This is a genomic window from uncultured Jatrophihabitans sp., assembly GCF_964244045.1.
Lineage (GTDB): Bacteria > Actinomycetota > Actinomycetes > Mycobacteriales > Jatrophihabitantaceae > Jatrophihabitans.
Genome location: NZ_CAXTHK010000002.1, coordinates 66,390 through 93,219 on the forward strand (window position 1 = coordinate 66,390; position 26,830 = coordinate 93,219).

Here is a 26,830-nt window from a genome sequence, read left to right on the forward strand (position 1 = left end):
AGAAAAACTATGCAGCGGGTAATAGTGTTGCGCCGCGTAACGATCTCCGGGGCCTTGCCTCGACGGCCCGTCATGCGTCAGGCGGGTCGCGCCGGGGTCTTTCGGGGGGCTCTGCGCAGACCCGCCGCCCCTACTCGAAGACGGCCCGCCCCGCAGGCCGACGTACCCTCGTTCCATGGCGATGACGGAGTCCCGCAAGGCCGAGCTGACCGAGAAGATCGAGCACCGCGAGCGGCTCACGCAGCAGGACGGCGAGGACCTCTACGACACCGACGACCTCGCCTGGCTCGGCGGTCTGGCGCACGGCGTGCGCACCGAGAAGAACGGCGACACCGTCTTCTTCAACGTCAACCGCCACCTGAACCTGACGAACGTCTGCACCGCGTCCTGCGCCTACTGCAGCTTCCAGCGCAAGCCGGGCCAGAAGGACGCATACACAATGCGCGTCGAGGAGGCCGTCGAGACCGCGCTGGGCATGAAGGACGACGGGCTGACTGAGCTGCACATCGTCAACGGCCTGCACCCGACGCTGCCGTGGAAGTACTACCCGCGCGTGCTGCGCGAGCTGAAAGCAGCTCTGCCGGACGTCGCCCTCAAGGCCTTCACCGCCACCGAGGTGCACTTCTTCGAGACGATCTCCGGGCTCACCGCCTCCGAGATCTTGGACGAGCTGATCGACGCGGGCCTCGAGTCACTCACCGGCGGCGGCGCCGAGATCTTCGACTGGGATGTCCGCAAGCAGGTCGTCGACCACGACACGCACTGGGAGGACTGGTCGCGCATCCACCGACTGGCCCACCAGAAGGGCCTCAAGACGCCGGCGACGATGCTCTACGGGCACATCGAGGAGCCGCGGCACCGCGTCGATCACGTCATCCGGCTGCGCGAGCTGCAGGACGAGACCGGCGGATTTCAGGTATTCATCCCGCTGCGCTTCCACAACGACAACAACCGGCTCTCGCACCTGCCGATGGCGCAGCCCGCCGACGTCCTGAAGACCTTCGCTGTCAGCCGGTTGATGCTCGACAACTTCCCGCACGTCAAGGTCTTCTGGGTCATGCACGGGCTGTCGACGTCCCAGCTCGCGCTGAACTACGGCGCCGACGACATGGACGGTTCGGTCGTCGAGTACAAGATCACCCACGACGCCGACAACTTCGGTACACCCGACAAGCTGACCCGCGACAACCTGCTCGACCTCATCCGGGACGCCGGTTTCCAGCCCAAGGAGCGCAACACCCGCTACGAGATCATCCGGGAGTACGACCGTCCCGTGCCGCTCGCCGAACGCCGGGCCGAGCCGCAGACGGTATGGGCCTGAGCGAGGTCAGCATGACGGACCAGCCGGAGCAGCCCGCGCGCGTCGAGCCGACGTTCCGCGGCTGGATGGGCTCGATGTGGCTGTACACGACGCTGCGCTTCGGCCTGTTCGGTGTGCTGTGGGGGATCCTTTACCTCCTCGGCGTGTCCGGCTACATCGCAGCGATGATCGGGTTGGTGCTGTCCGTGCCGTTGTCGTTCGTCCTGCTGGCCCGGCCGCGGGCTCGTTTCGCCGCGCAACTCGAGGCGCGCGTCGACTCGCGCCGGTTCCAGCGCGAGGACCTCGACACCCAGCTCGACCCCGATGCCCACGATCGCGAGGCCGAGCTGCGCGAGGCACAGGCCGAGGAAGCCCGGCGCGTCGACATGCGCAAGAAGTCGCGTCGCGCGGCCACGCCCGACTGACGCTGTCGAACTCGGATCAGGCCCAGTCGACGGCATCGACGAGAGTGCGGAGCCGGGCGCCGAACACCGGGTCCAGGCCGGCGGCCCAGGACACCCGACCGAGCACGTAGTCGGGGAAGTCCTCGCGACCCCGCGCCTGGGTCCGCCAGCCGTGCCGGGCGCAGTTGTGCAGCACCGCGCGCAGCGCGTCACGCTCGGGGCGAGGCAGGGTCGGTCGGACGTTCAGCACGGCACCCAGGGCCGCCTGCCGTCCTGCGGCGCCCAGCACGACCGTCTTCGTGTCGTTGACGGCAAAGCCCTCGTCAGCGACGATCCGCTCGACGGCCCGGACGAACGAGCTGCGGCCGCCGCGCAGCTCGCATCCACCGCTGAACGTCAGGTCGTCGACGTAGCGGGTGTAGCTCGCGCCGAACGACTCGGCCAGCCCGGTGAGCCGCCGGTCGAGGTTGAACGCGACGAGGTTGGCCACCCGCGGGGACGATGGTGCGCCCTGCGGCAGGTGCGGAACAGCCAGCCGGTCGCCCAACCGCCAGTGCTTGTCCGGTGCCGAGTCCGCGACGGGCAGTGCGCGCCACACGTCGTACGGGACGACGGTGCTCAGCAACCCGGTGGCGGTGTGCGCCACCTGCTCCGGCAGACCCGCGGTGCGCAGCACTCCCCACACCCGACCCGCGACGATCGACGCGAAGAACGACTCGAGGTCCAGCCGGATCACGACGAGCCGACCTGCATGCGGCGCCAGGGCGGTGCGTACCGAATGCCCGGTCACGGCGCCGTGGGCAGCGGCATGCACCGGGATCGGCTCGAGCACATGGCGCAGGAGCCGCCGTTGGATCTCCTTGAGCCGAGGCTTCGGCGCCGCCACCAGCCGCTGCCCGGTACGGGTAGGCATAGCGTGCCAGCGGTAGTGCCGCAGCGGCTCGGACGCGTGGCGTTCCCACCCGCGGACGTCGGCGAACCAGGCCAGCTCGCCCTGATCGACGTCGAGCAGCCGGGCGAGGTCGGCGAGGTCGTCGAGCGGCGCGACGGGCCAGCGCAGCTCGCCGGCGCGCGTCGGCGTCGGGGTCAGCGAGACGATGCGCGGCAGCCGGTCGCGCCGGCCGGTCCATGCTCTGACCCAGGACTGGGTGGTCTGCAGGAACGCGGCGAGCTCCCGGGGCCGGTCGTACGGGGGGTCGCGGTAGGCCTCGCTGACCTCCACCACCAGCTCGATCAACCAGGTAGGCGCCCGGCGTCGGCCCAGCGTGATCCGTGCGCGGCGAAGCATGTCGGACTCGTGCCAGGGCCCGGCCAGCAGGGCGGTCGCGATCCCCGTCGCCACGGCCCGTTGGCGGTCGGTACTCACGTGCCGGACGGCGGGAACAGCCGTTCCCGGTGGTGCGCGCCTGATGATGCATGGAGTGCATGCGCTGGCGTGCGGTGCGATGCCCTGCTTCGGGTGATGCCCCCGGGGTTACCCCGGAGAGGTCGGTTCGACCCGACCGTCCTGCCCCCGCCGTCCGGCACGGCCCGAGCGTAGTCAGCGCCGAGTTGTCCGTGCCACGCCCGGCCAGGACAGGTCCGGGCGCGGACAACTCGTCTGCGTCAGCCGCGCAGCAGTTCGCTCAGCTCGGCCACGGTCTGGTGTGACCCGGCGACGTGCCAGCGGTGACCGGACGCCTCGACGATCTTGGCCGCGCCGCCGGCGGCCAGGACGAGCGCCGCGCCGGGCAACCAGTCCCACGGCAGCGAGTTCGCCTGGACGGACGCCCCCAGGCGCCCCGCCGCGACGGCGGCCAGCTCGACCGAACCCGACCCGAGCATCCGGACCGTGGCTGCGCCGCCCATGGCTCGCAGCAGCGGCTCGCGCAGCGAGTCGTCGGGCAGCGTGAACGGGTGCAGGTAGGTGGCCAGGGACACCTGGGACAGCGGCTTGTCGGCCAGCGGTTCGAGCCGGACGCCGTTGCGCGTCGTCGGGTGATCGTGGCCGCCGACCCACAGCTCGTCGGTGCCCGGCTGGTACACCGCTCCGAGGATCGGCGCCTCGGTCTGGGACGGTCCGAGGGCCAGCGCGGCACACCAGGCGGGCAGCCCGGACAGGAAGTTGTAGGTGCCGTCGACCGGGTCGACGTACCAGGTGCGGGCGGTCGCCGCGCCCGAAGCCCCAGTGTCGGACGTGCCCTCCTCGCCGACGATCGCGTCGTCCGGGCGCTCGGCGCGCAACCGCGTCACCACGAGTTCCTCGGCGGCGTGGTCGGCGGCCGAGACGACGTCGGAGATCGAGGTCTTGTGCCGGACGGTCAGCCCGTCGGCCAGCATGCGGGCCGCGAGGTGGCCGGCAGCCCGGACCAGCGCGCCGGCGAGGTCGACGTCGGCAGCCACGTCCTCACCGTAGCGATCGGGGTAGGTATCAGCCGTGGGCTCGCGCGCAGTGTCGCTGCTGCGCGAAATCGCAGGGGGTCTTCGCGACCGCGCCCGGCGCTCGGACGTCATGGTGGTCGCGGCGGCGCTGACCTGTTACGCCGCCTTCGGCCTGGTGCCGCTGCTGGCCATCGGCACCCGCGTGGCGGCCGGGGTGTACGGCTCGAGCCGGGTGGTCGGGGCCGCGCAGTTCCTCGCGCGCTACGTGCCGGGTGCGCTGCACCTCGACCGGTCCGTCGTCGCGTTCGCACGCTCGGCGAGCGGGGCTCCCTGGTGGACCGCGTTGCTCGCGTTGCTACCCGTGTCGCTGTACGCCGAGGGGACAGTCCGCAGCCTCGAACGCTTCTCTCGCGCGCCGGAGCGACGTTCGCGGGCAATCCGGGGACGGACGCTCACCCCGGTGCTCGTGGTCCTGGCCATGCTGGCCGTCGTGCTCACTGCGGGGCCCCTGCGCCCGCTGCTCGACGACCCGTTCGGCCGCGGGCTCGGAGCGCGATTGCTCGGCGTCTTCGTCGCCTTCAACCTGCTGTTCTTCCTCCTGTTCCCGACGCTCCTGCTCGTGTACCGGCTCTTCGCCAGCACGCCGCTGCGCCGCGGCCCGCTCGTGGCCGGCGCGTTCGTGTCCGCGTCCTGGATCTCCGGGCAACTGCTCGGGTACCTGATCGCGCTGCGGCACGTAGGCGGGTTCGACCGGGCGTTCGGGCACTACGCACCGGCGGGCGAGGTGGCCGCGTTCGCCTTCCTCGTCTACCTCGAGAACCTGGTGTTCCTGCTGGGTTACCTGCTGGCGTTGGTCCTGCACGAACGCCCGCCACGGTCAGGCCGCGCCGATCGCCCCCGCGACGACCGCGGCCGACAGCGCGACGAGCGGAAGACCGCCACCCGGGTGGGTCGAACCGCCGACCAGGAACAGCCCGCGCGTGAGTGAGCGGTTGTGCGGCCGACGCAGCGTTGCCAGCGCGCCATGCTGCACCTGGCCGTAGATCGCTCCACCGGGAGCTCCGGTGAGCCGTTCGAGGTCGGCGGGCGTCCGGACGTCGCAGGACACCAGGTCGGGACGCAGGTCGACGCCCCGGTCGGCCAGTTGCTGCAAGAGCTGCTGCGCGTAGCGCTCAGTGAGTTCGGGTGACGTCCAGTCGACGGCGTCCGGGCCGTGGCGCGGCGCGTTGACGAGGACGTACACGGAGCGATGGCCGGCGGGAGCGACGGACGGGTCGTCCGGCGCGTTCACGTAGAGGACCGGGTCTTCGACGGGTCGAGGAGCGCCGAGGCGGCCGAACACCGCGTCGAACTCGTCGTCATACGGAGCCGTACCGTACAGCACGGTATGGTGGGCCATTCTCGGGTGCGCACCACGGACGCCGAGCAACAACACCACGCCGCTCAACGAATCGGCCGGCGGCGTCGGTCGTCGCCGCGACGTGTTCAGCCGCCCGTACAGCACCCGGGCGTCAGCGTCGCTGACCACAACGTCGGCGGGCAGACGCTCGCCGCCGGCTAGGTCGACGTACGCGACGCGCCCGCCCTCGACGCCGATCCGCTCCACCGCGGTCGCCAACCGCAGCGCCCCGCCCAACTCGACGAGCCGGGCGGTCAGGGCGCCGGCGAGGCGGTGCAACCCGCCGTCGACGTACCAGGCGCCGTACTTGTGCTCGAGGTAGGGCACGACGGCCAGCGCGGCCGGAGCCCGGCGCGGGTCGGAGCCTTCGTAGGTCGCATAACGATCGAGCATCATGCGCTGACGCGGATCGGTGAGCAGCGTTCGTCCGAGCCCGCGCAACGTACGCCCCGGCGCGACGGCGCGCAGATCGGCCGGCCGCGCCAACCGGCGGCCGAGGCCCAAGGCCGTGCGCGCGGACAGGGCGACGCCGAAGACCGGTTGCTCCACCGCGCGCCAGATTGCCGCGCCACGGTCGATCACGCGCTGCCAGGCGGCACCGGTGCCGGGACCGAGGGCGTTGTCGAAATTCTGGCGCTGTCGGGTGAGGTCGCTGGTCGTCTCTACGGTCACGCCGTCGGCGAAGCGGTAGCGCGCGATCGGGTCGAGGCGGTGCAGGCCCACCAGCTCGTCGAAAGGGGTGCCGCCGGTGAAGAGGTCGGCGAAGACGTGCGGCAGGGTCAGCAGTGTCGGCCCGGTGTCGAAGGTGAACGTGCCGGCCTCGGTCGTCCGGCTGAACCCGCCGAGCTTGCCGCCGGCCACAGGTGCCGTTTCGCAGACGGTCACCTGGTGGCCGAGCCCGGCCAACCGGATCCCGGCGGCGAGCCCGCCGACGCCGGCGCCGACGACAACGACGCGGGCCATCAGCTCGCCGCCCGGCGGATGCTCATGTGATCGAGAGTAGGAAGCGCCCCGACGGCCGGTTCAGCCGGAGTAGTAATCCGCGTAGGTCTTGCGAACCAGGTTCTTCTGGATCTTGCCGGTGGAGGTGCGCGGGAGCTCGTCGACGACGATGACCGCCTTGGGTGCCTTGAAGCCGGCGATCTGGCTCCGCGTCGCAGCGAGCACCTCGTCGGGATCGACGATCTCGCCCTCCTTGGCGGTGACGACCGCGGTGATCGCCTCGGTCCAGCGCGCGTGGGGGAGTCCGACGACCGCTACCTCGCCCACCGACGGGGCGGCCGCGTAGACCGCCTTCTCGACCTCGATCGACGCAACGTTCTCGCCGCCGGACTTGATCACGTCCTTGTAGCGATCGCTGAACCAGAGCATGCCGTCGTCTGCGAGCACGCCCGCGTCGCCGGAGTGGAACCAGCCGTGTGCGAATGCCGCCTCGGTCGCCCCTGGGTTCTTCAGGTACTCGTTCAGCGCCTGCGGCCCGCGATAGACGATCTCGCCCTCCTCGCCGCGGGGCAGGAGGTTGCCGTCCGGATCCATGATCGCGATCTGGACGTTGAGCACCTGCGTCCCGACCGCGCCGGAGTGCGACAGCTGGTCTTCGGGGCGGAAGTACGTCGTCGCCGGGCTCATCTCGGTCTGGCCGAAGGACAGGTGGAACCCGCAGTCGAACATCTCGATGCACCGGCGCAGCAGGTCGTCGGGCATCGGGGCCATCGCGTACGCCGCGCGCTGCAGTGACGTCAGATCGCGCGTGGCGACATCGGGCTGCTCGACGAGGGCACGCCACATCATGGGTAGCGCGAATGTCCGGGTGATCCGTTCGCGCTCGATGAGGTCCAGCAGCGCCGGCGCGTCAAAGCCGCGCATCAGGTACTGCGTCGCGCCGACGAGCACCGCAGGCGTGCAGAAGCCGTTGAGCTGCGCGGTGTGGAACATCGGCATGAGGCAGGCGATGCGGTCGTCGGCGCCGAGGCGCGACTGGGCCACGATCATCATCGATTCGAGGTAGATCGCGGTGTGGCTGCCGACAACGCCCTTGGGGAACGACGTCGTGCCGCTCGTGTAGAGGTAGCTGACCGCGTCGCGTTCTCCGACGAACACCTCCGGCGGGCGACGATCGTCACTGGTGAGCTCGTCGAACGTGCGCCACTGCCGATCGGGCAGCTCCTGGGCGTAGTCGGCGCCGGTGCCCGGGGCGACCACGACGTCGCGTACGGTCGGCACCTTCTCGACGGCCGGCTGGGCCAGGGGCAGTAACTGCGCCTCGACGACGATCCCGCGGGCCTCGGAATGGTCGAGCACGTAGGCGATCTCGTCCGCTCGCCAGCCGAGATTCAGCGGAACGCAGACGACGCCGAGCTTGGCACAGGCGAAATAGGTGACAACGAACTCGGCGCTGTTCCCGGACACGAGCGCGAGCACGTCACCGCGGGTGTAACCCGCCTCGGACAGACCGTTCGCGACGCCGTTCACCCAGACATCGAGCTCGGCATAGGTCCACCGGCGTTCGCCGTCGACGACGGCCGGATGATCCGGCAGCCGAGCAGCTGTTCGGGTCAGTGCATCGCCGATGTTCACGCGGGTGATGAGGTTGGTCGCGAGCTCGATGTCCACCGAACGACTGTGGCACGGGTCACTGTGCGGGGGCCAGCATTGCGTCGGCGTAGCGTCGATCGGGTGGGAAATGTCCGGCCCCGGGTGGGGCACATCCAGTTCCTCAACTGCCTGCCGATCTACTGGGGTCTCGTCCGCGCCGGCGTTCTGATCGACGTCGAGCTGACCAAGGACACGCCCGACAACCTCAACGACATGCTGGTGGCCGGCGACCTGGACATCGGTCCGATCTCGCTCGTCGAGTACCTGCGCCACGCCGACGACCTGGTGCTGCTGCCGGACATCGCGATCGGCTCCGACGGCCCCGTGCTGTCGGTCGATCTCGTCTCGCAGGTGCCGTTGGCCGAACTGGACGGCGCCCGGGTGGCTCTCGGCTCGACGTCGCGGACGTCAGTGCTGCTGGCGCAGATGTGGCTCGAGCAGTACCACGGTGTGCGTCCCGAGTACTTCACCTGCCCGCCGGACCTCACCGCAATGCTGCTCGAGGCGCAGGCCGCCGTCGTCATCGGCGACACCGCGTTGCGGGCCACCTACGACGCCCCTCGCCGCGGGCTCACCGTGCACGACCTGGGTCAGGCGTGGCGCGACTGGTCGGGTCTGCCGATGGTCTTCGCCGTCTGGGCTGCGCGCCGCGACTACGCCCAGGCCAACCCCGGCCTGGTCAAGGACGTGCACGCCGCGTTCATCCGCAGCCGCGACGACGCCCTGGCCCACGTCGACGAGGTGGCCAAGACCGCCGCCCGCTGGGAGATCTTCGACGCCGCGACGCTGGCCACCTACTTCCGCACGCTCGACTTCTCCCTCGGCGAGCGGCAGCTGCAGGGGCTCGTCGAGTTCGGCCGCCGCGCCGGCTACGTCATCGACCCGGTGTTCGCCGACGTCTAACCGCCAGGAGAATGGCGGGATGAACGACACCGAGCAGAACGCCCTCGACCCCGACGTGGCCCAGTGGCTGGTGCGGATCATGCCTGACCGCGACCCGCAGACCGTCGACGAGGCGCGGGAGCATGCGCGGGTGACAAACGCCGAGGCTCTCGAACAGATGGACCCGAAGCTGTTCCCGGCCGCGGAGTCCGACACCGAGATCCCGGCCGACGGCGAGGCGCCGGCCATCCCGGTCAAGGTATTGCGGCCGGCAGTGCCCGGTACCCGCGACGTCGACACCGCGGCGCTGCCCACCGTCGTCTACCTCCACGGCGGCGGCTGGGTCGTCGGTGATGTCGACACCCACCTCGGGCATGCCCGTCGGCTCTGCGCGCAGGTGCACGCCGTCGTCGTCTCGGTCGGTTACCGGCTCGCCCCCGAGCACCGCTTCCCGGCGGCGTTCGACGACGCGGTGCGGGCGACCGAATGGGTGGCCCAGCGGCTGGACGAGTTCGGCCGGTCCGCCGAGTTGGTTGTTGCCGGCGACAGCGCCGGCGGTCAGTTGGCTGCCTCGGTAGCGATCGCGCGTCGGGACGCGGGGCAGCCGCTCAGCGCGCAGCTGCTGCTCTACCCCGTCACCGACGTCGCCGGCCGGTACGAGGACGAGTCGGTGAACGCCGGCTACATGTCGCGACACTCGGGGCACAAGCGTTTCGGACTGACGCTCGAGGGCATGGTCAACTTCGCGAAGACGTACGTGTCGGCCGAGGACTCGTCCGACTGGCGGGTGTCACCGAAACGGGCCTCGTCGCTGGCCGGGGTTGCGCCCGCGGTCATCCACACCTCGACGCTGGACGTGCTGCGCACCGAGGGCAATTTCTTCGCTGACGACCTGCGCGCGGCGGGCGTCGACGTCATTGCCCGCGAGCACCCGTCGCTGAACCACTCCTATTTCGGGCTCGGCGGCGTGTCCTCGGTGGCCGACGCGGCGGCGTCCGAGGCAGCCGACGACCTACGCACGATCCTGGACCGCGCCAAACGCTGAGCTAGTTCGCCGCGACCCACTTCTGCGCGGCGTAAGAGGCGGCCGCATGATTCGCGAGGTTCTCGCGGGTGGTGAACGACCCGTTCGTCGACCCCGCGCAGTGATAGCCCGGCGCCGAGACCCACAGCGTCGCCTTGCCGTAGCTGAGCCCGAAGAGGTAGTTGCGGGTGTCGGCCTGGGTGAGCAGGGCGGCGCACGCGGGCTTCGCGCCGCTGATCCGCGGCGCCACCGACAGCGTGCGCACCAGCCCGGTCAGGCTGCCCGCGAGCACGCTGCGTCCGGTCAGCGCCACCGACTTGGTGACGCTGGGCTCGGCACCGGCCAGGTAGGCGCAGACGACCGCGTGGGTCGGCGTCTGGTCGGGGACGAGGGCGTCGTCGCCGTTGAGCCCGCGCGGCCGCAGTGGCACCCACCCGTTGGCGTCGCCGCGCGTCTGGGCGTAGGCCCGCGGGCAGGCGAGTGCCTTGTCGGCCGCGACGGACGTGCCCCCGGCGACGTCAGGGTTACTGCCGTCGTTCTTGACCCCGATCGTGAAGATCGCGATGAGCGCGACAGCGGCGATGGCCAGCGCGCCGAGGACCGGCGCCAGGGTGCGCGAGGGATCGGGTCGCTGCTGGAAAGCCATGCCCTCCAGTGTGGGGATCGTCGTCCCGTCGCCTGCGGTCGGGCCCGTCGCCGTACCCTTGCCTGGTGACGATCAGTGACGTGCTGGCCCGGGCTGCCGACGGTGGACGCATCACCCCGGACGAGGCGCTGGAGCTCTACACCGACGCCCCCCTGCACGCGCTGGGGCAGGCGGCCGATGCCGTCCGAAGGCGGCAATTCCCCGACAACATCGCCACCTACATCATCGACCGCAACATCAACTACACGAACGTCTGCCTGACGGCCTGCAAGTTCTGCGCGTTCTACCGGTCGCCGAAGCACGCCGAAGGCTGGACGCACCCGCTCGAGGAGATCCTGCGGCGCTGCGGCGAGGCCGTGGACCTCGGCGCCACGCAGATCATGTTGCAGGGCGGGCATTCACCCGACCTCGGCATGGAGTGGTACGAGCAGACGTTCTCGGCGATCAAGTCCGCCTACCCGCAGCTGACGCTGCACTCGCTCGGGGCGTCGGAGGTCGTGCACATCGGGCGGACGTCGAACCTGCCGCACGCCGAGGTCATCACGCGGCTGAAGGTGGCCGGCCTGGACTCGTTCGCCGGTGCAGGCGCCGAGATCCTCGTCGCACGCCCGCGCACCGCCATTGCGCCGCTCAAGGAGCCCGGCGAGGTCTGGCTGTCGGTCATGGAGACCGCGCACGGTCTGGGTCTGGAGTCGACGGCCACGTTCATGATGGGGACGGGCGAGACGAACGCCGAGCGCATCGAGCACCTGCGGATGATCCGCGATGTCCAGGACCGCACCGGTGGCTTCCGCTCGTTCATCCCATGGACCTATCAGCCCGAGAACAACCATCTCAAGGGACGCACCCAGGCGACGTCGCTGGAGTACCTGCGCATGATCGCGGTCGCCCGGCTGTTCTTCGACAACATCGTGCATCTGCAGGGCTCGTGGCTGACCACGGGCAAGGACATCGGCATGCTGACGCTGCACTTCGGCGCCGAGGACCTCGGATCGGTGATGCTCGAGGAAAACGTGGTGTCCTCGGCCGGCGCCCGGCACCGCTCGAACCGCACCGAGCTCATCGAGCTCATCCGCGGCGCGGGACGCATCCCGGCCCAGCGCGACACGCTCTACCGCCATCTCGTCGTCCACGACGACCCGGCCAACGACCCGGTCGACGAGCGCGTGCACTCGCACATGAGCTCGACCGCGCTGACGGTGTCCCAGCCGCTGACCTTGGTGCCTGCCAGCTGAGGGACGACGCCGCAGCGCAGCCGGGCGGTTACCCTCCAGTACGTGAACCTCGCCGTCGCCGTGCCCTTCGGCGTGGCGTCGGCGGTCGTCTACGGCACCTCGATCGTCGTCCAGCACCGAGTGGCGCAGGAGCACGCCGACGAGGGCGAGGAGAGCGCGAAGGGGCTCATGCGCCTCGCCCGCCATCCGATCTTCCTGCTCGCCATTGCCGGTGACCTGGTCGGCTTCATCTTCAACATCGTCGCGCTCTCGGCCGGCGCGGTCGTCCTGATCCAACCGCTCGTGGTGCTGATGCTGCCCGTGGCGCTCGGCGTCAGCGTCCTGATGGGCGGCCCGAAGCCGACCCGTACCAGTTACCTGGGCTGCGTCGGGGTGCTCGGCGGGCTCGGCGCTTTCCTGGCCCTGATCGGCGAGCCGACAACCGAGCACGTACCCAGGCCCCACTACATCCTGATGGCGGTGATCGCCGTCCTGCTCATCGGCGGTCTGCTTGTCCTGCTCGCCTCTCGGTGCCGACGCATCATCCGTGGCGCGGTGTACGGGGCCGTCGCCGGCAGCTATTTCGGCACGCTCGCCGTCATGGTCGACGCCGCTTCCGACCGGGTCAGCGCACAGGGCGTCGGGGCGCTGTTCACCACACCTCGAGGTATGGTCCCGCTGATCAGCGTCGTCGTGCTCGGTGCCGCCGGCATGGCCTTGACGCAGCTGTCCTTCCAGGTCGGGGCGCTCGGCGCCACGCTGCCGGCCAACCTGGCCGCCGACCCGGCCATGGGCGTCATCTTCGGAGCGATGCTGCTGCAGGAGCACGTCCCGTTGTCCGTGCCACACCTGGCGGGCTACCTGCTGTGCCTGGCCGCAGTCGTGGCCGGTGCGATCGCGCTCGCCCAGGCCCGCGCCCGGCTTGCCGAACCGGCCACTGCAGCCTGCTGACCGCGGGTCCGGTGAGAGACTGGCTGCATGACGGTGCCGGCGCAGGACAGCTCGGCAGCGCAGCCCGTCCGGGCGACCCTCGACAAGCGGCCCCGTGAGGTCGCGCAGATGTTCGACGGCGTCGCCCGCCGCTACGACCTCACGAACACCGTGCTGTCCTTCGGGCAGGACCGACGCTGGCGCCGGCGCACCCGTCAGTGTCTCGAGCTGACACCCGGGCAGCGCGTCCTGGACCTCGCTGCCGGTACCGGGGTGTCGACGGCCGAGCTGACCCGCGGTGGCGCCGACGCGGTCGCCTGCGACTTCTCGCTCGGCATGTTGCGCGCCGGCCGCTCGAGCCGCCGCCGGCGCACGCTGCCGTTCGTGGCCGGCGACGCGACCCGGCTGCCGTTCGCCGACGGCTCGTTCGACGCGGTGACGATCAGTTTCGGGCTGCGCAACGTCTCCGACGTCCCCGCTGCCCTGCGCGACATGGCGCGTGTGGTGCGTCCTGGTGGCCGCCTCGTGGTCTGCGAATTCAGCCGCCCGACGTGGCGCCCGTTCCGCGTGCTGTACCTGAACTACCTGATGCGCGCGCTGCCCGCGGTGGCGCGCCGGGTGTCGTCGAACGCCGAGGCCTACGTCTACCTGGCCGAGTCGATCCGGGCCTGGCCGGCGCAGGTCGAGCTCGCCGGGCAGATCGCCGCGAACGGGTGGACGCACGTCCGGCACCGCAACCTCACCGGCGGCATCGTCGCGTTGCATCTGGCCGAGAAACCGCTCTGACGCCCGCGGCGGTTAGGCCGGCATCCGCTCGGGTAACCGCAGAAGGACAGCGCTACGTTGGGGTAGCCGGTCGGGTTGACCGGACCCGCATCTATCAGTGGAGGTTGGCATGAGTCTCGACGACGACGACATCACCAGTGGCGACGGCGGCGCCGACGGCGCGGCGGGTACCGGCGACGGCGGTGCCGATGGCGCGGCGTCCCCCGGTGCCGAGGGCCCGGCCGACGGCGGCGGCGACGGTGGCGCGGACGGCGGCGGTGACGGTGGCGCCGACAGCGGCGACGGCGGCGCCGACGGCGCGGCGGGCACTGGCGACGGCGGTGCCGATGGCGCGGCGGGCACTGGCGACGGCGGTGCCGATGGCGCAGCCACGCCCGGCGCCGAGGGCCCGGCCGACAGCTAAGCCGACGTCCATAACCCGACATGACTGCACGATGAACGACCCATCGACGGACCGAGTCGGTGACACCGCCGTTGCGCGCTGTGTCGCCGGCTCGGCCGACGTCTTCGCCGCCGAGCACTGGGGCCGTGCGCCCCTGTTGAGCGCCGCGGCGAGCTTGCCGCGCGACTTCACCGACCTGTTCGACGCGCACGCCGTCGACGAGCTTGTCTCCGCGCGCGGATTGCGTACGCCGTTCCTGCGGATGGCCAAGGAAGGCAGCGTGCTGCCCGCCGCCCGCTTCACCCGCGGCGGCGGCGCCGGCGCCTCGGTGGCCGACCAGGCCGCCGACGACAAGGTCCTCACGGCCATGGCCGACGGCTCCACGCTCGTGCTGCAGGGCCTGCACCGCACCTGGCCACCGCTCGTCGAGTTCGGCGCGAAGCTGGCCGACGAGCTCGGCCACCCGGTGCAGATCAACGCCTACATCACCCCGCCACAGAATCAGGGCTTCTCCCCGCATTACGACGTCCACGACGTCTTCGTGTTGCAGGTGACGGGCCGCAAGAAGTGGACGGTGCACCGTCCCGTCGTCGAGGACCCGCTGGCCAACCAGCCGTGGGACGCCCGCCGCAGCCTGGTCGAGGCCCGCACGGCCGAGGCGCCCGTCCTCGAGACCGTGCTCGCACCCGGAGACGCCGTCTACCTGCCACGCGGCACCATCCACGCCGCGCAGGCGCTGGGGGAGTTGTCCATTCATCTGACGGTCGGGGTGCACCCGCTCACCCGCTACGACCTGGTCCAGCGCCTGCTCGAGGCGGTCCAGGACGACCCGGCGTTGCGCGCGTCGCTGCCGATGGGCGTCGATCTCGCCGACCCGGCCGTGCTGGCGCCCGCGCTCCAGGACACCGTCGGCGCATTGCAGCGTGCCTTGGCCGACGTACCGGTCAGCCGGGTCGCCGACGAGCTGGGCACCAACCTGATGCGCCGCACCCGACCCGTCGCGCTCGGCCCGCTGGCCCAGCTCGACCTCGCCGAGCGGCTCGCGGTCGACACCGCGCTGCGGCTGCGGGCGGCGCTGCGGTACCGGTTCGCCGACACCGGCGAGCGGTTGCAGATCGTGCTGCTCGACCGCACCGTCGAGCTGCCGGCCGGCACCGCCGAGGCGGTCAAGATCGCGCTCGCGGGTGCGCCGTTCACGCCGGCCAACCTGCCCGGCCTGGAGCCGGCCGAGCAGCTCACTCTTGCCAGGCGGCTGGTCCGCGAGGGCCTGCTCGTCGTCGCTTGACCGTGAGCTCCAGGCCCCGCCCGCGGGAGACGCACGATCGCTGCGCGCTGCGCGCCCAGCTGCGTGGCGACCCGATGCTCGGCACCGCGTTCCCGGCCGCGCGGCTGCTGCTCGTCGAGCAGCCCGGGCCGTGGGGACGCCGGGCGCTCGTCGATTCCCGCTTCAACCGGGCGTCCGCGCTCGCCCTAGAGCTACGGGCGAACGCTGCCGGCATCCGCATTCAGACCATCCGCCGCCCCGGCCGCGACACCCACCCGCAGGAACGCCGTTGGGCGCTCGCCGACACCCGTTCCGGGATCGAGACGGTGCGCTGGGGCACGTTCACCCGCGACGAGGAGCTGCTAGAGCTGTCCCTCGCCGGCGACGAGGGGGTGGCCGAGGACGGCCTGGTCTACCTGGTCTGCACGCACGGCAAGCACGACGTCTGCTGCGCACTGCGAGGTCGTCCGGTGGCAGCAGCGCTGGCCGATGCCGCACCCGGGAAGGTGTGGGAAACGAGCCACCTGGGCGGCGACCGGTTTGGGGCAAACGTCATGGTGCTGCCCACCGGCCTGCTCTACGGGCGGGTCCTGCCGTTCGCGGCAACCGAGTTCGTCGCCGCCGCCGAGGCCGACGAGGTGCTCGGCGCCCTGCTGCGCGGGCGGATCGGCACGCCGCCGGCGGGTCAGGCGGCCCTGGCCTTCGCGCACGAGCAGCTCGCGCTGCCGTGCCGCACCGATCTGGAGGTCCTGTCGGTCGGCACGTTCCGCGGCGGTTTCGCGCTCGTGCGGATCCGCGGACCGCACGGGGAGCTCGACGTCACAGTCGCGGCGGACCGGATCCCGGCCGACGGGCTGACCTGCGGCAACGCCGGACCGGCGATGTTCTGGCGCTACCTGCCGGTGCGCATCGACCCGGTCGACGCCTCGCCGGTGCTGTAACCTCCCCCGATTCGCGCTTGTCCGTCGAGGTGGTCGTGAACAGCGCGTCGATCGCGACCATCTCGACGGACAAGCGCGCGAAAGGGGACGCGGTCAGTGGCCGTTGCTGTCGGTGAGCCGCTGGTAGGAGCGGACGATCTCGGCTTCGGCCTCGGTGCGGCCGACCCAGTTCGCACCCTCGACGCTCTTGCCGGGCTCGAGGTCCTTGTAGACCTCGAAGAAGTGCTGGATCTCTAGGCGGTCGAACTCCGGGACGTGGTGGATGTCGCGCAGGTGCTCGAGACGCGGGTCGGTGGTGGGGACGGCGAGCAGCTTGTCGTCGCCGCCCTTCTCGTCGGTCATCCGGAACATGCCGATCGCGCGGCAGCGGACCAGGACGCCGGGGAACAGCGGGTCGCCGTGCAGGATGACCAACGCGTCGAGCGGGTCGCCGTCCTCGCCGAGCGTGTCTTCGATGTAGCCGTAGTCGGCCGGGTACTGGGTCGACGTGAACAGCGTGCGGTCGAGGCGCATGCGGCCCGACTCGTGGTCGACCTCGTACTTGTTGCGGCTGCCGCGCGGGATCTCGATCAGGACGTCGAACTCCACCTTAAGTTGCTCCTCGATTCGGCGATGACCGGAACTCAGGCGTTTAGTCTGACGCATCGTGAGCCACCCCCGCGCGCGGACGGCAGGACGGGTCGCCACCGTCATGGCCGTCGCGCTCGCGTGCGCAGCGCTGGGCTACGGCGAGACGCGCGCCGCGCGCACCGACGAGCCAGCCCCCCGACCCGCGGTCGCCCGCGCCGCCGCGCTGGCCGGCAGCACTCAGGCCCCGACCACCGCCATCACGCCGGCCACGCTGCCGGTCCAGGCTGCCGCCGTGGCCGCCGCGCTGCGCACGCCGTTGACCGCAACCGGGTTGGGCTCGCGCCTGCGGGCCGAGGTGATCGACGTCGCCACTGGCGCTGTTGTGCTCAACCGCGGCGCAACGACTGCGGCGGCCCCCGCGTCCACCGCCAAGCTGCTGACAGCTGCTGCGGTGCTCACCACGCGTGGCCCGGACTTCCGCATCCGGACGTCCGTCGTGCTCGGCTCGGGCGGCACCGTTGTGCTGGTCGGGCACGGCGACCCGACGCTCACCGGAGCGAGGGCGACCCAGCGGCCGGCTTACACCGGCGCCGCACGGCTGAGCGACCTCGCGGCGGCGATCACCCACGCGGGCGTGCGACCCACCCGCATCGTCGTCGACAGCTCAGCGTTCGGCGGGCCGGCCGTCTCACCGGCGTGGGACAGCGACGACGTACCGACCGAGTACGGCGCGGCCATCACGGCGACCATGACCGACGGCGGCCGGGCCGCCCCGTCCGCCGTCGTGCGCAGTGCGAACCCCGACCTCGCCGCCGGCGCCGAGCTCGCCGCGCTGCTCGGCCATCCGAAACTGCCGGTGTCCCGCGGCGTCGCACCCACCGGTGCGCGGGTGCTCGGGACCGTCCGCTCGGCGCCGGTCTCGACGCTGGTCGCCCAGATGCTCATGTACTCCGACAACGTCATTGCCGAATGCCTGGGACGGCAGGTCGCGATGACCCGCGGCCTGCCCGCGACCTTCACCGGCGCAGCAGCGGCGATCCGGGCCACGGTGCGCACGCTCGGCGTCGATCCGGGCGCCGGCATGCGCGACGCGAGTGGGCTCGCACCCACCGACCGGCTGTCCGCCAGTGCTCTCGCCGACCTGCTGGCCATGGTCGCGACCCGCCGGTCCGGCTCCCCAGGTGATCCGGCATTCGGAGACCTCGTTGCCGGGCTACCGGTCGGTGCGTGGTCGGGATCCCTGCAGGATCGCTACGTCGCCGGCTCGGCGCGCGCCGGCGCTGGACTCGTGCGGGCCAAGACGGGCACGCTGACCGGCGTCAGCGCGCTCGCCGGGCTAGTGCACGACCGTTCGGGCCGGCTGCTGGCCTTCGCGTTCATCGCCGACCGCGCGACGTCCACCCCTGGTGCGCAAGCAGCCCTGGACGAGCTGGCCGCGGCGCTCGCCACCTGCACCTGCAGCAGCTGACCCGAAGGGCAGCTCGCTGCGGCCACGGCCGACGCCCAGCCGACCTGGGTAGCGTGTAGTCATGTCGTCGCTCATCGACTGGGACCTGGCCACCCGGTCTGCTCGCCGGTTCAGCCCTGCGTCGCCGAGCGTGTCACGCCGCGAGGCCGACGATGTCGTGAGCGAGCTGTACCGCGCCACCGCCGCGGCCGCCGACCATGTCGCCGAGCTGACCCGCCTGCAGGAACCGGCCGTCACGGCCGCGACGCGCGTGGTCGACCGGGCCGGGTGGATAGACGCGAACGCCGGCGGCATGCAGGCCGTCATGACCCCGATCATGGAACGGCTCACCGAGCAGAACCCCGTGGGCAAGGTGGCCGAGCGCGTCGGCGGCCGGCTCACCGGCGTGCAGCTCGGCGTCATCCTGGGCTTCCTGTCCGGCAAGGTGCTCGGCCAATTCGAGTTCTTCGACCGGCCCGGCGGGCAGCTGCTGCTCGTCGCCCCGAACATGGTGGCTGTCGAGCGTCAGCTCAAGGTCGACCCGAAGGACTTCCGCCTGTGGGTGTGCCTGCACGAGGTCACGCACCGCGTGCAGTTCACTGCCGTCCCGTGGCTGCGCCAGCACATGCTCGACGAGGTCGGCGCGCTCACCGACAGCCTGGACACCGACCCCACCGAGCTGCGCAAACGCCTGTCCGGCGCCGCCGGGGAACTCGTCAAGGTCGTCCGCGGCCAGGGTGACGGTTCGGGCCTGCTCGCGGTGGTCACCACGCCTGAGCAGCGCGCGGTGCTCGAGCGGGTCACCGCGTTCATGTCGCTCGTCGAGGGTCACGCCGAGTACGTCATGAACGCCGTGTCGCCCAGCGTCATCCCCAGCCAGCAGGCCATCGAGGCACGCTTCGCCACCCGACGTCGACGGGGCGGCAATCCGCTCGATCGGTTGCTGCGCCGACTGCTCGGCATGGAGGCCAAGACGCGCCAGTACGTCGACGGGTCGGCGTTCGTGCGCACGGTCGTCGACCGCATCGGTCTCGATGACTTCAACGCCATCTGGACGTCTGCGGAGACGCTGCCGACGAAGAGCGAGATCGCCGATCCAGGTCTCTGGATCGCCCGCGTGCACGCCTGATTTCGGGTGGGTCCGGCAGCCGCGGTCGCCGACGTGCGCCGCGCGGTCCGGGCAGAGCTGGGCCGGGGTTCGCTGCTGGTCGCCTGCTCCGGTGGTGCGGACTCGCTCGCGCTCGCGGCCGCGGTGGCCTTCGAGGCGCCCCGCGCGGGCGTAGCGGCCGGGCTCGTCACCGTCGATCACGGCCTGCAAGCCGGCTCGGCCGACCAGGCCGCGCGCGTCGCCGCGATCGGGCATGAGCTCGGCCTCGACCCGGTCCTGACGCTGGACGCCGAGGTGGGGTCGACGGGTGGGCCCGAAGCGGCCGCACGCGCAGCCCGCTACGCCGCGTTGGACGAGGTCGCCGAGCGCCTCGGCGCCGACGTCCTGCTCGGCCACACCCTCGACGACCAGGCCGAGACGGTGCTGCTCGGCCTCGGCCGCGGCTCGGGGCCGCGGTCGATCGCCGGGATGGCTGCCGTCGACGGGCGCTACGTCCGTCCGCTGCTCGGGATCCGGCGCTCGACGACCGAGGCCGCCTGCGCCGCGCTCGGGCTCACGCCGTGGAGCGACCCGCACAATATCGACCCGCGGTTCCAGCGCGTGCGGCTGCGGACCGAGGTGCTGCCGCTGCTCGACGACGTCCTGCAGGGCGGGGTCGTACCCGCCCTCGCCCGGACGGCCGACCTGCTGCGCGACGACCTGGAAGCCCTGGACGTGTGGGCCGCCACAGAAGTTGTCCGCGCCTCGACGCCCTCCGACGCGTCGGGGGGCGGACAGCTCGAGGTGGCGGGGCTCATCGACCTGCCGCGGGCGGTACGCACCCGGGTGCTGCGCGCCTGGGCCGTCCGGGTCGGCGCGGCGCCGCTCAGCGCCGGACACACGGCCGCGCTCGACGCGCTGATCACCGACTGGCACGGGCAGGGTCCGGTGCCGCTGCCCGGGGGCGTCCACGTGTTCCGGGCGTCTGGGAGACTTGAGGCCGAACCTCATGAGCAGGAGTGACATGTCCGTTCTGGACGGCGATATCGAGGCCACGGTCGTCTCGGCCGAGGAGATCGCCGCGCGCACTGTCGAACTCGCCAAGGAGATCGACGCCGAGTACAGCGACCGCGAACCGGTGCTCGTCGGCGTCCTCAAGGGCGCGGCGATGTTCATGTCCGACCTCGCTCGCGCCTTGGAACGCCCGTCGACCATGGAGTTCATGGCCGTCAGCTCCTACGGCAGCGGGACGCAGAGCAGCGGTGTGGTGCGCATCCTCAAGGACCTCGACCGCGACATCGCCGGCCAGGACGTCCTCATCGTCGAGGACATCATCGACTCGGGCCTCACGCTGTCGTGGCTGCTGCGAAATCTCAGCAGCCGCAACCCCTCCTCGATCAAGATCGTCACCCTGCTGCGCAAACCGGAGGCGCTCCGAGTCGACGTCGAGGTCGACTGGGTCGGTTTCGACATCGCCAACGAGTTCGTCGTCGGGTACGGCCTCGACTACGCCGAGCGGTACCGCGACCTGCCTTACATCGGCCGTCTGCGGCCCGAGATCTACACCACGTGACGTGTACCGTCGACGGTTCAGACCCGGTGTTCTGCGGCGTCACACACCTCGTCGCAGAACCCGCTAACGATCCCAATGCGGGAAGGAACGCGAGCGGCTGTCCGTTCGTGGTAACGATATGAATCGCAAGCGCATAGTTCGGTCATGGTGGCTGTGGGCCGTCGTGATCCTCTTCGGCGTCCTCATCCTGCCGAGCGTGCTGTCGGGCGGTAGCGGCTACCACGGCGTGAGCACGTCCGACGCGCTGGCCCAGGTCTCGAGTGGCAACGTCAAGTCCGCGGTCCAGGACGACAAGGGTCAGACGCTGCAGCTGACGCTGAAGAAGAAGTTCGAGGACAAGTACAGCAAGATCAGCACGCAGTACCCGGCGCGCGCCTCGGACGACATCTACAAGACCCTCGACACCGCAGCGGCCAAGCAGGGCTCGGATCTGACGTTCCGCACCCACGTGGCCAAGGAGAACACCTGGCTGTCGATCCTGGTCAGCCTGTTGCCCCTCCTGCTCATCGTCGGCGTGTTGTTCTTCGTCATGAGCCAGGTCCAGGGCGGCGGCAGCCGGGTCATGAGCTTCGGCAAGAGCAAGGCCAAGCTGGTCAGCAAGGACACCCCGAAGACGACGTTCGCCGACGTCGCCGGGGCCGACGAGGCCATCGAGGAACTCGACGAGATCAAGGAGTTCCTCGCCAGCCCCGCCAAGTTCCAGGCCATCGGCGCCAAGATCCCGAAGGGCGTGCTGCTCTACGGCCCGCCCGGCACCGGCAAGACGCTGCTCGCGCGCGCCGTCGCCGGCGAGGCCGGGGTGCCGTTCTACTCGATCTCCGGCTCGGACTTCGTCGAGATGTTCGTCGGTGTCGGCGCGTCGCGCGTGCGTGACCTGTTCGAGCAGGCCAAGTCCAACGCGCCGGCGATCATCTTCGTCGACGAGATCGACGCCGTCGGCCGGCACCGCGGCGCCGGAATGGGCGGCGGCCACGACGAGCGCGAGCAGACGCTGAACCAGATGCTCGTCGAGATGGACGGCTTCGACGTCAAGGGCGGCGTCATCATGATCGCCGCAACTAACCGGCCCGACATCCTCGACCCCGCGCTGCTGCGCCCGGGCCGCTTCGACCGTCAGATCGCCGTCGGCCCGCCCGACGTCATCGGCCGCGAGGCCGTCCTGAAGGTGCACGCCAAGGGCAAGCCGTTCGCCGCCGACGTCGACCTCGGCGTCATCGCCCGACGCACCCCCGGCTTCACCGGTGCCGACCTGGCCAACGTGGTCAACGAGGCTGCGCTGCTCACCGCCCGCACCGGCGGCCGGCTGATCACCGAGGCCGCGCTCGAGGAGTCCATCGACCGCGTCATCGCCGGGCCCGAACGCAAGACGCGGGCCATGAGCGACAAGGAGAAGCGGGTCACCGCCTATCACGAGGCCGGGCACGCCCTCACCGCGTGGGCCATGCCCAACCTCGACCCGGTGCACAAGGTCACGATCCTGCCGCGCGGCCGTTCCCTCGGGCACACGCTCGTGCTGCCGCTCGAGGACCGCTACACCCAGACCCGCGCCGAGATCCTCGACCAGCTCGTCTACGCCCTCGGCGGTCGCGCCGCCGAGGAACTCGTCTTTCACGAGCCGACCACGGGTGCGTCCAATGACATCGAGAAGGCCACGAAGCTGGCTCGCTCGATGGTCACCGAGTACGGCATGAGCAGCAAGCTCGGCGCGGTCAAGTACGGCACCGGTGACTCCGAGCCGTTCATGGGCCGCGACTACGGCAACCAGCGCGACTACTCCGAGGACATCGCCGCCGACATCGACGCCGAGGTCCGCGACATCATCGAGGGCGCGCACGACGAGGCGTGGGAGATCCTGCAGCAGTACCGCGATGCGCTCGACGCCATGGTGCTCGAGCTCGTCGAGCGCGAGACGCTGGAGAAGAAGGATCTCGAGCGCATCCTGGTCGGGGTCCGCAAGCGGCCCGCGCACAACACCTTCACCGCCTTCGGCAAGCGCACGCCCAGCGACCGCCCGCCGATCGAGATCCCGGCGTCGATGCGCAAGGCCGTCAACGGGACGAACGGCCACAACGGCTCGAACGGCAACGGGTCCAACGGCAGCGGCTCCAACGGCAACGGCTCCAACGGCAACGGCGCGATGCCGGGCATCACGCCGACCCCGGGCGGCAGCATCCCGCAGCCGCCGAGCAACCAGGGTGGCTACTTCGGTCCGCAGCCGGGCGGCTACTCACCACCACCGCCGCAGCTGCCGCCGCAGGGCCCCGCCGGTGGCGGCCAGGCTTGAGTCAGACCCGCGTCGTCGACGTCGACGGCGCGGCGGCGGGGAACGCCGCAGCGTCGGGTGAGGTCGACCTCGTCCGTGCCGCCGCTGCGGTTCGCGAGCTGCTCTACGCCATCGGCGAGGATCCTGACCGTGAGGGTCTGCGAGCCACACCTGAGCGGGTCGCCCGCGCGTACGCGGAGACCTTCGGCGGCCTGCACGTCAACCCGGACGACGTGCTGCAGACAACGTTCGACGAGCACCACAACGAGCTCGTGCTCGTCAAAGACATCCCGTTGTACTCCACGTGCGAACACCACCTGGTGCCGTGGCACGGGATCGCCGCGGTCGGTTACATCCCGGGCCACGAGGGGCGTATCACGGGGTTGTCGAAGCTGGCCCGCGTCGTCGACCTCTACGCGCGTCGCCCGCAGGTTCAGGAACGGCTGACCAGCCAGGTGGCAGACGCGCTCGTGCGCCGTCTCGAACCGCGCGGCGTCATCGTCGTCATCGAGGCCGAGCACCTGTGCATGGCCATGCGCGGCATCCGCAAGCCCGGGGCGAAGACCATGACCTCGGCTGTGCGCGGCATCTTCCAGGACGACCCGCGCACCCGCGCCGAGGCGTTGGACCTGATCCGGTCCAGATGACTGCGGCAACGCTGCCTGGACGCGCCGACCGGATCATGGTCATGGGCGTCCTGAACGTCACGCCCGACTCGTTCTCCGACGGCGGGCGCTGGACGGCCGTCGACGACGCGGTGGCCCGCGGCATCGCCCTGCGCGACGCCGGCGCCGACCTCGTCGACGTGGGCGGCGAGTCGACGCGTCCCGGGGCCGCCGCGGTCGCGCCCGCCGACGAGCTGGCGCGCGTCCTGCCGGTGGTGACAGCGTTGGCCGAGGTCGGGGTGCCGCTGTCGATCGACACCGTGCATGCCCGCACCGCGGCTGCCGCACTGGACGCGGGGGCCCTGCTCGTCAACGACGTCTCCGGCGGCCTCGCCGACCGCGACATGGCCCGGGTGGTGGCCGACGCCGGTTGCCCGTGGGTGCTGATGCATTGGCGCGGCCCGTCGGACCGGATGGCTGAGCTCGCCCGCTACGACGACGTCGTGCTGGAGGTTCGCGACGAGCTGTCGGCCCGCGTCGACGCCGCGGTCGCCGCCGGTATCGACGTCGACCGGTTGGTGCTCGACCCGGGCCTCGGGTTCGCCAAGACCGGCGAGCACAACTGGCAGCTGCTGGCGCAGCTGGATGTCATCGTCGGGCTCGGCCTGCCGGTGCTCGTGGGGGCGTCGCGCAAGTCGTTCCTCGGCCGGTTGCTGGCGGACCACTCGGGCAATCCACGCCCGATCGAGGAACGCGAGGACGCCACGACGGCCCTCACCGCGGTGTGCGCCGCTGCCGGCGTGTGGGGGGTGCGGGTGCACGAGGTCCGACCGTCCGTCGACGCCGCGTTGACCGTCGCAGCGATCCGGGTTGCGCGATGAGCGATCTCATCACCCTGTCCGGGCTGCGGGTGTACGGCCACCACGGCGTGTTCGACTTCGAGCGGCGCGAGGGCCAGGAGTTCGTCGTCGACGTCGTACTGGAGCTCGACACCGCGCCGGCCGCCGCGTCGGACGACGTCACCGACACCGTGCACTACGGCGAGCTCGCTGAGGCTCTGGGTGCCGTCGTGTCGGGCGAGCCGGTGAATCTGCTCGAACGCCTCGTCCAGCGGTTGGCCGACGTGTGCCTGGCCGACGCGCGTGTCGAGGCGGCGACGGTGACCGTCCACAAGCCGCAGGCCCCGATCGCCCTGCAGTTCGACGACGTCGCGGTGACGATCCGCCGGAGCCGTGGATGACTGCTGCCGTGCTGTCGATCGGGTCGAATCTCGGTGACCGGCTCGCGACCCTGCAGGGTGCCGTTGACTCGTTCCGGCCGTGGGTGTTCAGCGTCTCGCCGGTGTACGAGACCGCTCCGTGGGGCCCGGTGCCGCAGGGCGACTATCTCAACGCAATCGTCCTCGTCGACGACCCGTCGGCCGGTGCCGCCGACTGGCTGACCCGTGCGCACACCGCCGAGAACGCGGCGGGCCGCACGCGCGAGGTGCGATGGGGGCCGCGCACCCTCGACGTCGACATCGTCACGGTCGGCGACCTGACCAGTGACGACCCGACGCTGACGCTGCCGCACCCCCGAGCTGCGGAACGGGCGTTCGTCCTCGTGCCGTGGCTCGAGGTCGACCCGGCGGCGCTGCTCGGGGGCACGTCCGTGAAGCAGCTGGTGCACGACCTCGACCCGGCGGACGTCGCCGGGGCGCGCCTGCGTGCTGACCTGGTGCTGACATGAGCGACGCTTGCCCAGCGACCTGGCGGTATCGCGTCTCCGCAACGCCGAACGGGGTGGGGAGATGAGCGACCGGGGGCCGGGGATGCAGCGGACCCATTGGACCGAGCTCGCTGTGCCGCTGGTGGTCATCGCGATCACCGTCTACGCCCTGCTGCGCTTCTCCTACGACTCCCTGCCCAGGTTGCAGTTCCTCGTGCCGGCGCCGCTCGCCGCGCTGGCTGTGGCCGAGCTGATTGCCGCCCGCCGGGTGCGGGCCGCGGTGCGTCACGACCCCGATGCCAAGCCAATGGCCGCCATCGTCATTGCGCGCTGCGTGGCCTTGGGCAAGGCGTCCTCGCTGGTTGGTTCAGGGGTCGTCGGGGGCTCGCTGGGCCTGCTTGCGCGCCTGCTGCCGGATGTGCCGAACGTCGACGCCGCGGCGCACGACGCCCGCGTCGGGGTGCTGCTGTTGCTGGCGTCAGCGCTGCTCGTGGCGGCCGGGTTGCTGCTCGAACGGGCCGGCATCGACCCGAACAGCGGGGCGCAGCGCCCCGACGAACGCGCCTACTGAAAGTGACTTTCGAGAAATCGGCACCGACCCCGAAGTTGTCTAGGATGGTGCGGTGCCGAACCCCGACGACCCGCCGCTGACGCGTGGCGTCGTTCTGCGCGGAATCGTCTTCGGGGTCGCAATTGCCCTCGGCGCTGTCGCGGTGTGGCTCATCGTCATCGCCGACAGCACCAAGTCGATCCAGATCGGGGTGATCGTTGGGTTGTGGGGTGCCCTGCTCGGCGCCTTCTCGATGTTTGGCGCCCGTCGAGGCGGTTCGGAGCTCGTCGAGCCGCCCCCCCAGCCGGTGTCGGGGTCCGACGATCCGGTCCGGTCCGGCCAGGAACTTTTGCTGCGTTCGCCCGTCGAGGTCGAGCGGATCGCCGAGGCCGCTGCGCGCCGGGTCTTCGAGGACCGGCTGGAGCAGATGCTGCGCCGCGAGCTCGCACGCGAGGTCGGCGACCTGCGGGGCGAGATCGCGCGGTTGCGCCAGGACCTGCTCGACAAAGTCGGTGGTCAGCTGCGCCTCGAGCGGATCGAGACGACAAGGGTCATCGGCTCCGACCTCGAGGCGTTGCAGCACGAGGTCCGCCAGCTCAAGCAAGCCAGCGAGACGGGCACGCTGCACGAGCTCGGCATCGGCACGCCCCAGCGCCTGGTCGTTGAGCCGGCCCAGCTACGCCCGATCAGCCAGCCCGCGGCCGCGGCCACCGACGTCACACCGGCCCGCTCGAGCGACGAGACCCAGCCCGCGCCGGCCAACGGCGCTCCCGCGTACCGGGCATCCGTCAACGGCGCGTCGAGCATCGGTGCATCCGCCGATGGCCCTCGGGTCAACGGCTCATCAGCCAACGGCACAACAGCCAACGGCACAACAGCCAACGGCACAACAGCCAACGG

Annotated in this window: 27 protein-coding genes and 1 pseudogene; 22 read left to right on the forward strand and 6 right to left on the reverse strand. The window is 71.1% G+C overall.

The window, feature by feature from the left end:
• Positions 1-181 precede the first annotated feature (181 nt).
• Both mqnE and ACFFC4_RS02110 read left to right on the forward strand, forming a co-directional pair.
• Complete coding sequence (gene mqnE, locus ACFFC4_RS02105) at positions 182-1,321, forward strand: aminofutalosine synthase MqnE (protein ID WP_375497652.1); 1,140 nt, start codon at positions 182-184, stop codon at positions 1,319-1,321.
• 11 nt (positions 1,322-1,332) lie between these two features.
• A complete protein-coding gene (locus ACFFC4_RS02110; RefSeq protein ID WP_375497290.1) occupies positions 1,333-1,725 on the forward strand; it encodes a DUF4229 domain-containing protein in 393 nt (130 codons plus the stop codon).
• A 16-nt stretch (positions 1,726-1,741) separates the two neighbouring features.
• Here the strand turns inward: ACFFC4_RS02110 and ACFFC4_RS02115 are convergent, their stop codons facing one another.
• Complete coding sequence (locus tag ACFFC4_RS02115) at positions 1,742-3,070, reverse strand: reverse transcriptase family protein (protein ID WP_375497292.1); 1,329 nt, start codon at positions 3,068-3,070, stop codon at positions 1,742-1,744.
• 239 nt (positions 3,071-3,309) lie between these two features.
• Positions 3,310-4,086 carry an inositol monophosphatase family protein gene (locus tag ACFFC4_RS02120; protein ID WP_375497294.1) on the reverse strand — a complete coding sequence of 259 codons (777 nt, stop codon included), beginning with the start codon at positions 4,084-4,086 and terminating at the stop codon, positions 3,310-3,312.
• A gap of 34 nt (positions 4,087-4,120) precedes the next feature.
• On the opposite strand from ACFFC4_RS02120, the gene ACFFC4_RS02125 reads away from it, so the two are divergent.
• On the forward strand, positions 4,121-5,053 hold the full coding sequence (locus tag ACFFC4_RS02125) for a YhjD/YihY/BrkB family envelope integrity protein (RefSeq protein WP_375497296.1): 933 nt from the start codon (positions 4,121-4,123) through the stop codon (positions 5,051-5,053).
• On the opposite strand, the gene ACFFC4_RS02130 is transcribed toward ACFFC4_RS02125, so the two are convergent.
• Both ACFFC4_RS02130 and ACFFC4_RS02135 read right to left on the reverse strand, forming a co-directional pair.
• A complete protein-coding gene (locus ACFFC4_RS02130) occupies positions 4,943-6,427 on the reverse strand; it encodes a phytoene desaturase family protein (protein ID WP_375497298.1) in 1,485 nt (494 codons plus the stop codon). The genes ACFFC4_RS02125 and ACFFC4_RS02130 overlap by 111 nt on opposite strands.
• A 60-nt stretch (positions 6,428-6,487) precedes the next feature.
• Positions 6,488-8,077 (reverse strand): AMP-binding protein, encoded by a 1,590-nt coding sequence (locus ACFFC4_RS02135; protein WP_375497300.1) that lies wholly within the window; start codon positions 8,075-8,077, stop codon positions 6,488-6,490.
• Between the two features lie 63 nt (positions 8,078-8,140).
• On the opposite strand from ACFFC4_RS02135, the gene ACFFC4_RS02140 reads away from it, so the two are divergent.
• Together ACFFC4_RS02140 and ACFFC4_RS02145 are read left to right on the forward strand one after the other, a co-directional pair.
• On the forward strand, positions 8,141-8,962 hold the full coding sequence (locus ACFFC4_RS02140) for a menaquinone biosynthetic enzyme MqnA/MqnD family protein (protein WP_375497302.1): 822 nt from the start codon (positions 8,141-8,143) through the stop codon (positions 8,960-8,962).
• 19 nt (positions 8,963-8,981) lie between these two features.
• Entirely contained in the window at positions 8,982-9,986 is a 1,005-nt protein-coding gene (locus tag ACFFC4_RS02145) for an alpha/beta hydrolase (protein WP_375497304.1), read from the forward strand.
• 1 nt (position 9,987) lies between these two features.
• Here the strand turns inward: ACFFC4_RS02145 and ACFFC4_RS02150 are convergent, their stop codons facing one another.
• Positions 9,988-10,611, reverse strand: a complete 624-nt coding sequence (locus ACFFC4_RS02150) for a hypothetical protein (RefSeq protein ID WP_375497306.1) — start codon at positions 10,609-10,611, stop codon at positions 9,988-9,990.
• A gap of 65 nt (positions 10,612-10,676) precedes the next feature.
• On the opposite strand from ACFFC4_RS02150, the gene mqnC reads away from it, so the two are divergent.
• The 6 genes from mqnC to ACFFC4_RS02180 all read left to right on the forward strand — a co-directional run bounded on the left by mqnC (position 10,677) and on the right by ACFFC4_RS02180 (position 16,128).
• Complete coding sequence (gene mqnC / locus ACFFC4_RS02155) at positions 10,677-11,846, forward strand: cyclic dehypoxanthinyl futalosine synthase (RefSeq protein WP_375497308.1); 1,170 nt, start codon at positions 10,677-10,679, stop codon at positions 11,844-11,846.
• 42 nt (positions 11,847-11,888) lie between these two features.
• Positions 11,889-12,776: a DMT family transporter gene (locus tag ACFFC4_RS02160; protein ID WP_375497310.1), complete on the forward strand. Its 888-nt coding sequence runs from the start codon at positions 11,889-11,891 to the stop codon at positions 12,774-12,776.
• 27 nt (positions 12,777-12,803) lie between these two features.
• Positions 12,804-13,541: a demethylmenaquinone methyltransferase gene (locus ACFFC4_RS02165; RefSeq protein WP_375497312.1), complete on the forward strand. Its 738-nt coding sequence runs from the start codon at positions 12,804-12,806 to the stop codon at positions 13,539-13,541.
• A gap of 109 nt (positions 13,542-13,650) precedes the next feature.
• Entirely contained in the window at positions 13,651-13,944 is a 294-nt protein-coding gene (locus ACFFC4_RS02170) for a BatC protein (protein WP_375497314.1), read from the forward strand.
• 31 nt (positions 13,945-13,975) lie between these two features.
• The gene (locus ACFFC4_RS02175) at positions 13,976-15,208 is read left to right on the forward strand and encodes a cupin domain-containing protein (protein ID WP_375497316.1); all 1,233 of its coding nucleotides are present in this window, start codon (positions 13,976-13,978) and stop codon (positions 15,206-15,208) included.
• A gap of 2 nt (positions 15,209-15,210) precedes the next feature.
• Positions 15,211-16,128, forward strand: a complete 918-nt coding sequence (locus tag ACFFC4_RS02180) for a sucrase ferredoxin (protein WP_375497318.1) — start codon at positions 15,211-15,213, stop codon at positions 16,126-16,128.
• Between the two features lie 93 nt (positions 16,129-16,221).
• Here ACFFC4_RS02180 and ACFFC4_RS02185 read toward each other — a convergent pair whose 3' ends face one another.
• The gene (locus ACFFC4_RS02185; RefSeq protein WP_375497320.1) at positions 16,222-16,716 is read right to left on the reverse strand and encodes an inorganic diphosphatase; all 495 of its coding nucleotides are present in this window, start codon (positions 16,714-16,716) and stop codon (positions 16,222-16,224) included.
• 58 nt (positions 16,717-16,774) lie between these two features.
• Here ACFFC4_RS02185 and dacB point away from each other — a divergent pair, with 58 nt between their 5' ends.
• From dacB to ACFFC4_RS02240, 11 genes and pseudogenes are all read left to right on the forward strand, one after another.
• On the forward strand, positions 16,775-18,166 hold the full coding sequence (dacB, locus tag ACFFC4_RS02190; protein WP_375497322.1) for a D-alanyl-D-alanine carboxypeptidase/D-alanyl-D-alanine-endopeptidase: 1,392 nt from the start codon (positions 16,775-16,777) through the stop codon (positions 18,164-18,166).
• Positions 18,167-18,227: 61 nt separating this feature from the next.
• Positions 18,228-19,274, forward strand: a complete 1,047-nt coding sequence (locus ACFFC4_RS02195) for a zinc-dependent metalloprotease (RefSeq protein WP_375497324.1) — start codon at positions 18,228-18,230, stop codon at positions 19,272-19,274.
• Positions 19,275-19,307: 33 nt separating this feature from the next.
• Positions 19,308-20,255, forward strand: coding sequence for a tRNA lysidine(34) synthetase TilS (gene tilS, locus ACFFC4_RS02200; protein ID WP_375497326.1), 948 nt, complete (start codon positions 19,308-19,310; stop codon positions 20,253-20,255).
• A 1-nt stretch (position 20,256) separates the two neighbouring features.
• Positions 20,257-20,805, forward strand: coding sequence for a hypoxanthine phosphoribosyltransferase (hpt, locus tag ACFFC4_RS02205; RefSeq protein ID WP_375497328.1), 549 nt, complete (start codon positions 20,257-20,259; stop codon positions 20,803-20,805).
• Positions 20,806-20,923: 118 nt separating this feature from the next.
• A complete protein-coding gene (gene ftsH / locus ACFFC4_RS02210) occupies positions 20,924-23,089 on the forward strand; it encodes an ATP-dependent zinc metalloprotease FtsH (RefSeq protein WP_375497330.1) in 2,166 nt (721 codons plus the stop codon).
• Positions 23,090-23,187: 98 nt separating this feature from the next.
• Entirely contained in the window at positions 23,188-23,715 is a 528-nt protein-coding gene (gene folE, locus ACFFC4_RS02215) for a GTP cyclohydrolase I FolE (RefSeq protein ID WP_375497654.1), read from the forward strand.
• A complete protein-coding gene (gene folP / locus ACFFC4_RS02220) occupies positions 23,712-24,554 on the forward strand; it encodes a dihydropteroate synthase (protein ID WP_375497332.1) in 843 nt (280 codons plus the stop codon). Before folE ends, folP begins: the two co-directional genes overlap by 4 nt.
• Positions 24,551-24,913 (forward strand): dihydroneopterin aldolase, encoded by a 363-nt coding sequence (folB, locus tag ACFFC4_RS02225; RefSeq protein WP_375497334.1) that lies wholly within the window; start codon positions 24,551-24,553, stop codon positions 24,911-24,913. Before folP ends, folB begins: the two co-directional genes overlap by 4 nt.
• Positions 24,910-25,401: a 2-amino-4-hydroxy-6-hydroxymethyldihydropteridine diphosphokinase gene (folK, locus tag ACFFC4_RS02230; protein WP_375497336.1), complete on the forward strand. Its 492-nt coding sequence runs from the start codon at positions 24,910-24,912 to the stop codon at positions 25,399-25,401. The genes folB and folK overlap by 4 nt, the downstream gene beginning before the upstream one ends.
• 61 nt (positions 25,402-25,462) lie before the next feature.
• Positions 25,463-25,951: a DUF3180 family protein gene (locus ACFFC4_RS02235; protein WP_375497338.1), complete on the forward strand. Its 489-nt coding sequence runs from the start codon at positions 25,463-25,465 to the stop codon at positions 25,949-25,951.
• A 52-nt stretch (positions 25,952-26,003) separates the two neighbouring features.
• Positions 26,004-26,830, forward strand: a pseudogene (locus ACFFC4_RS02240) (hypothetical protein); the annotation flags it as partial.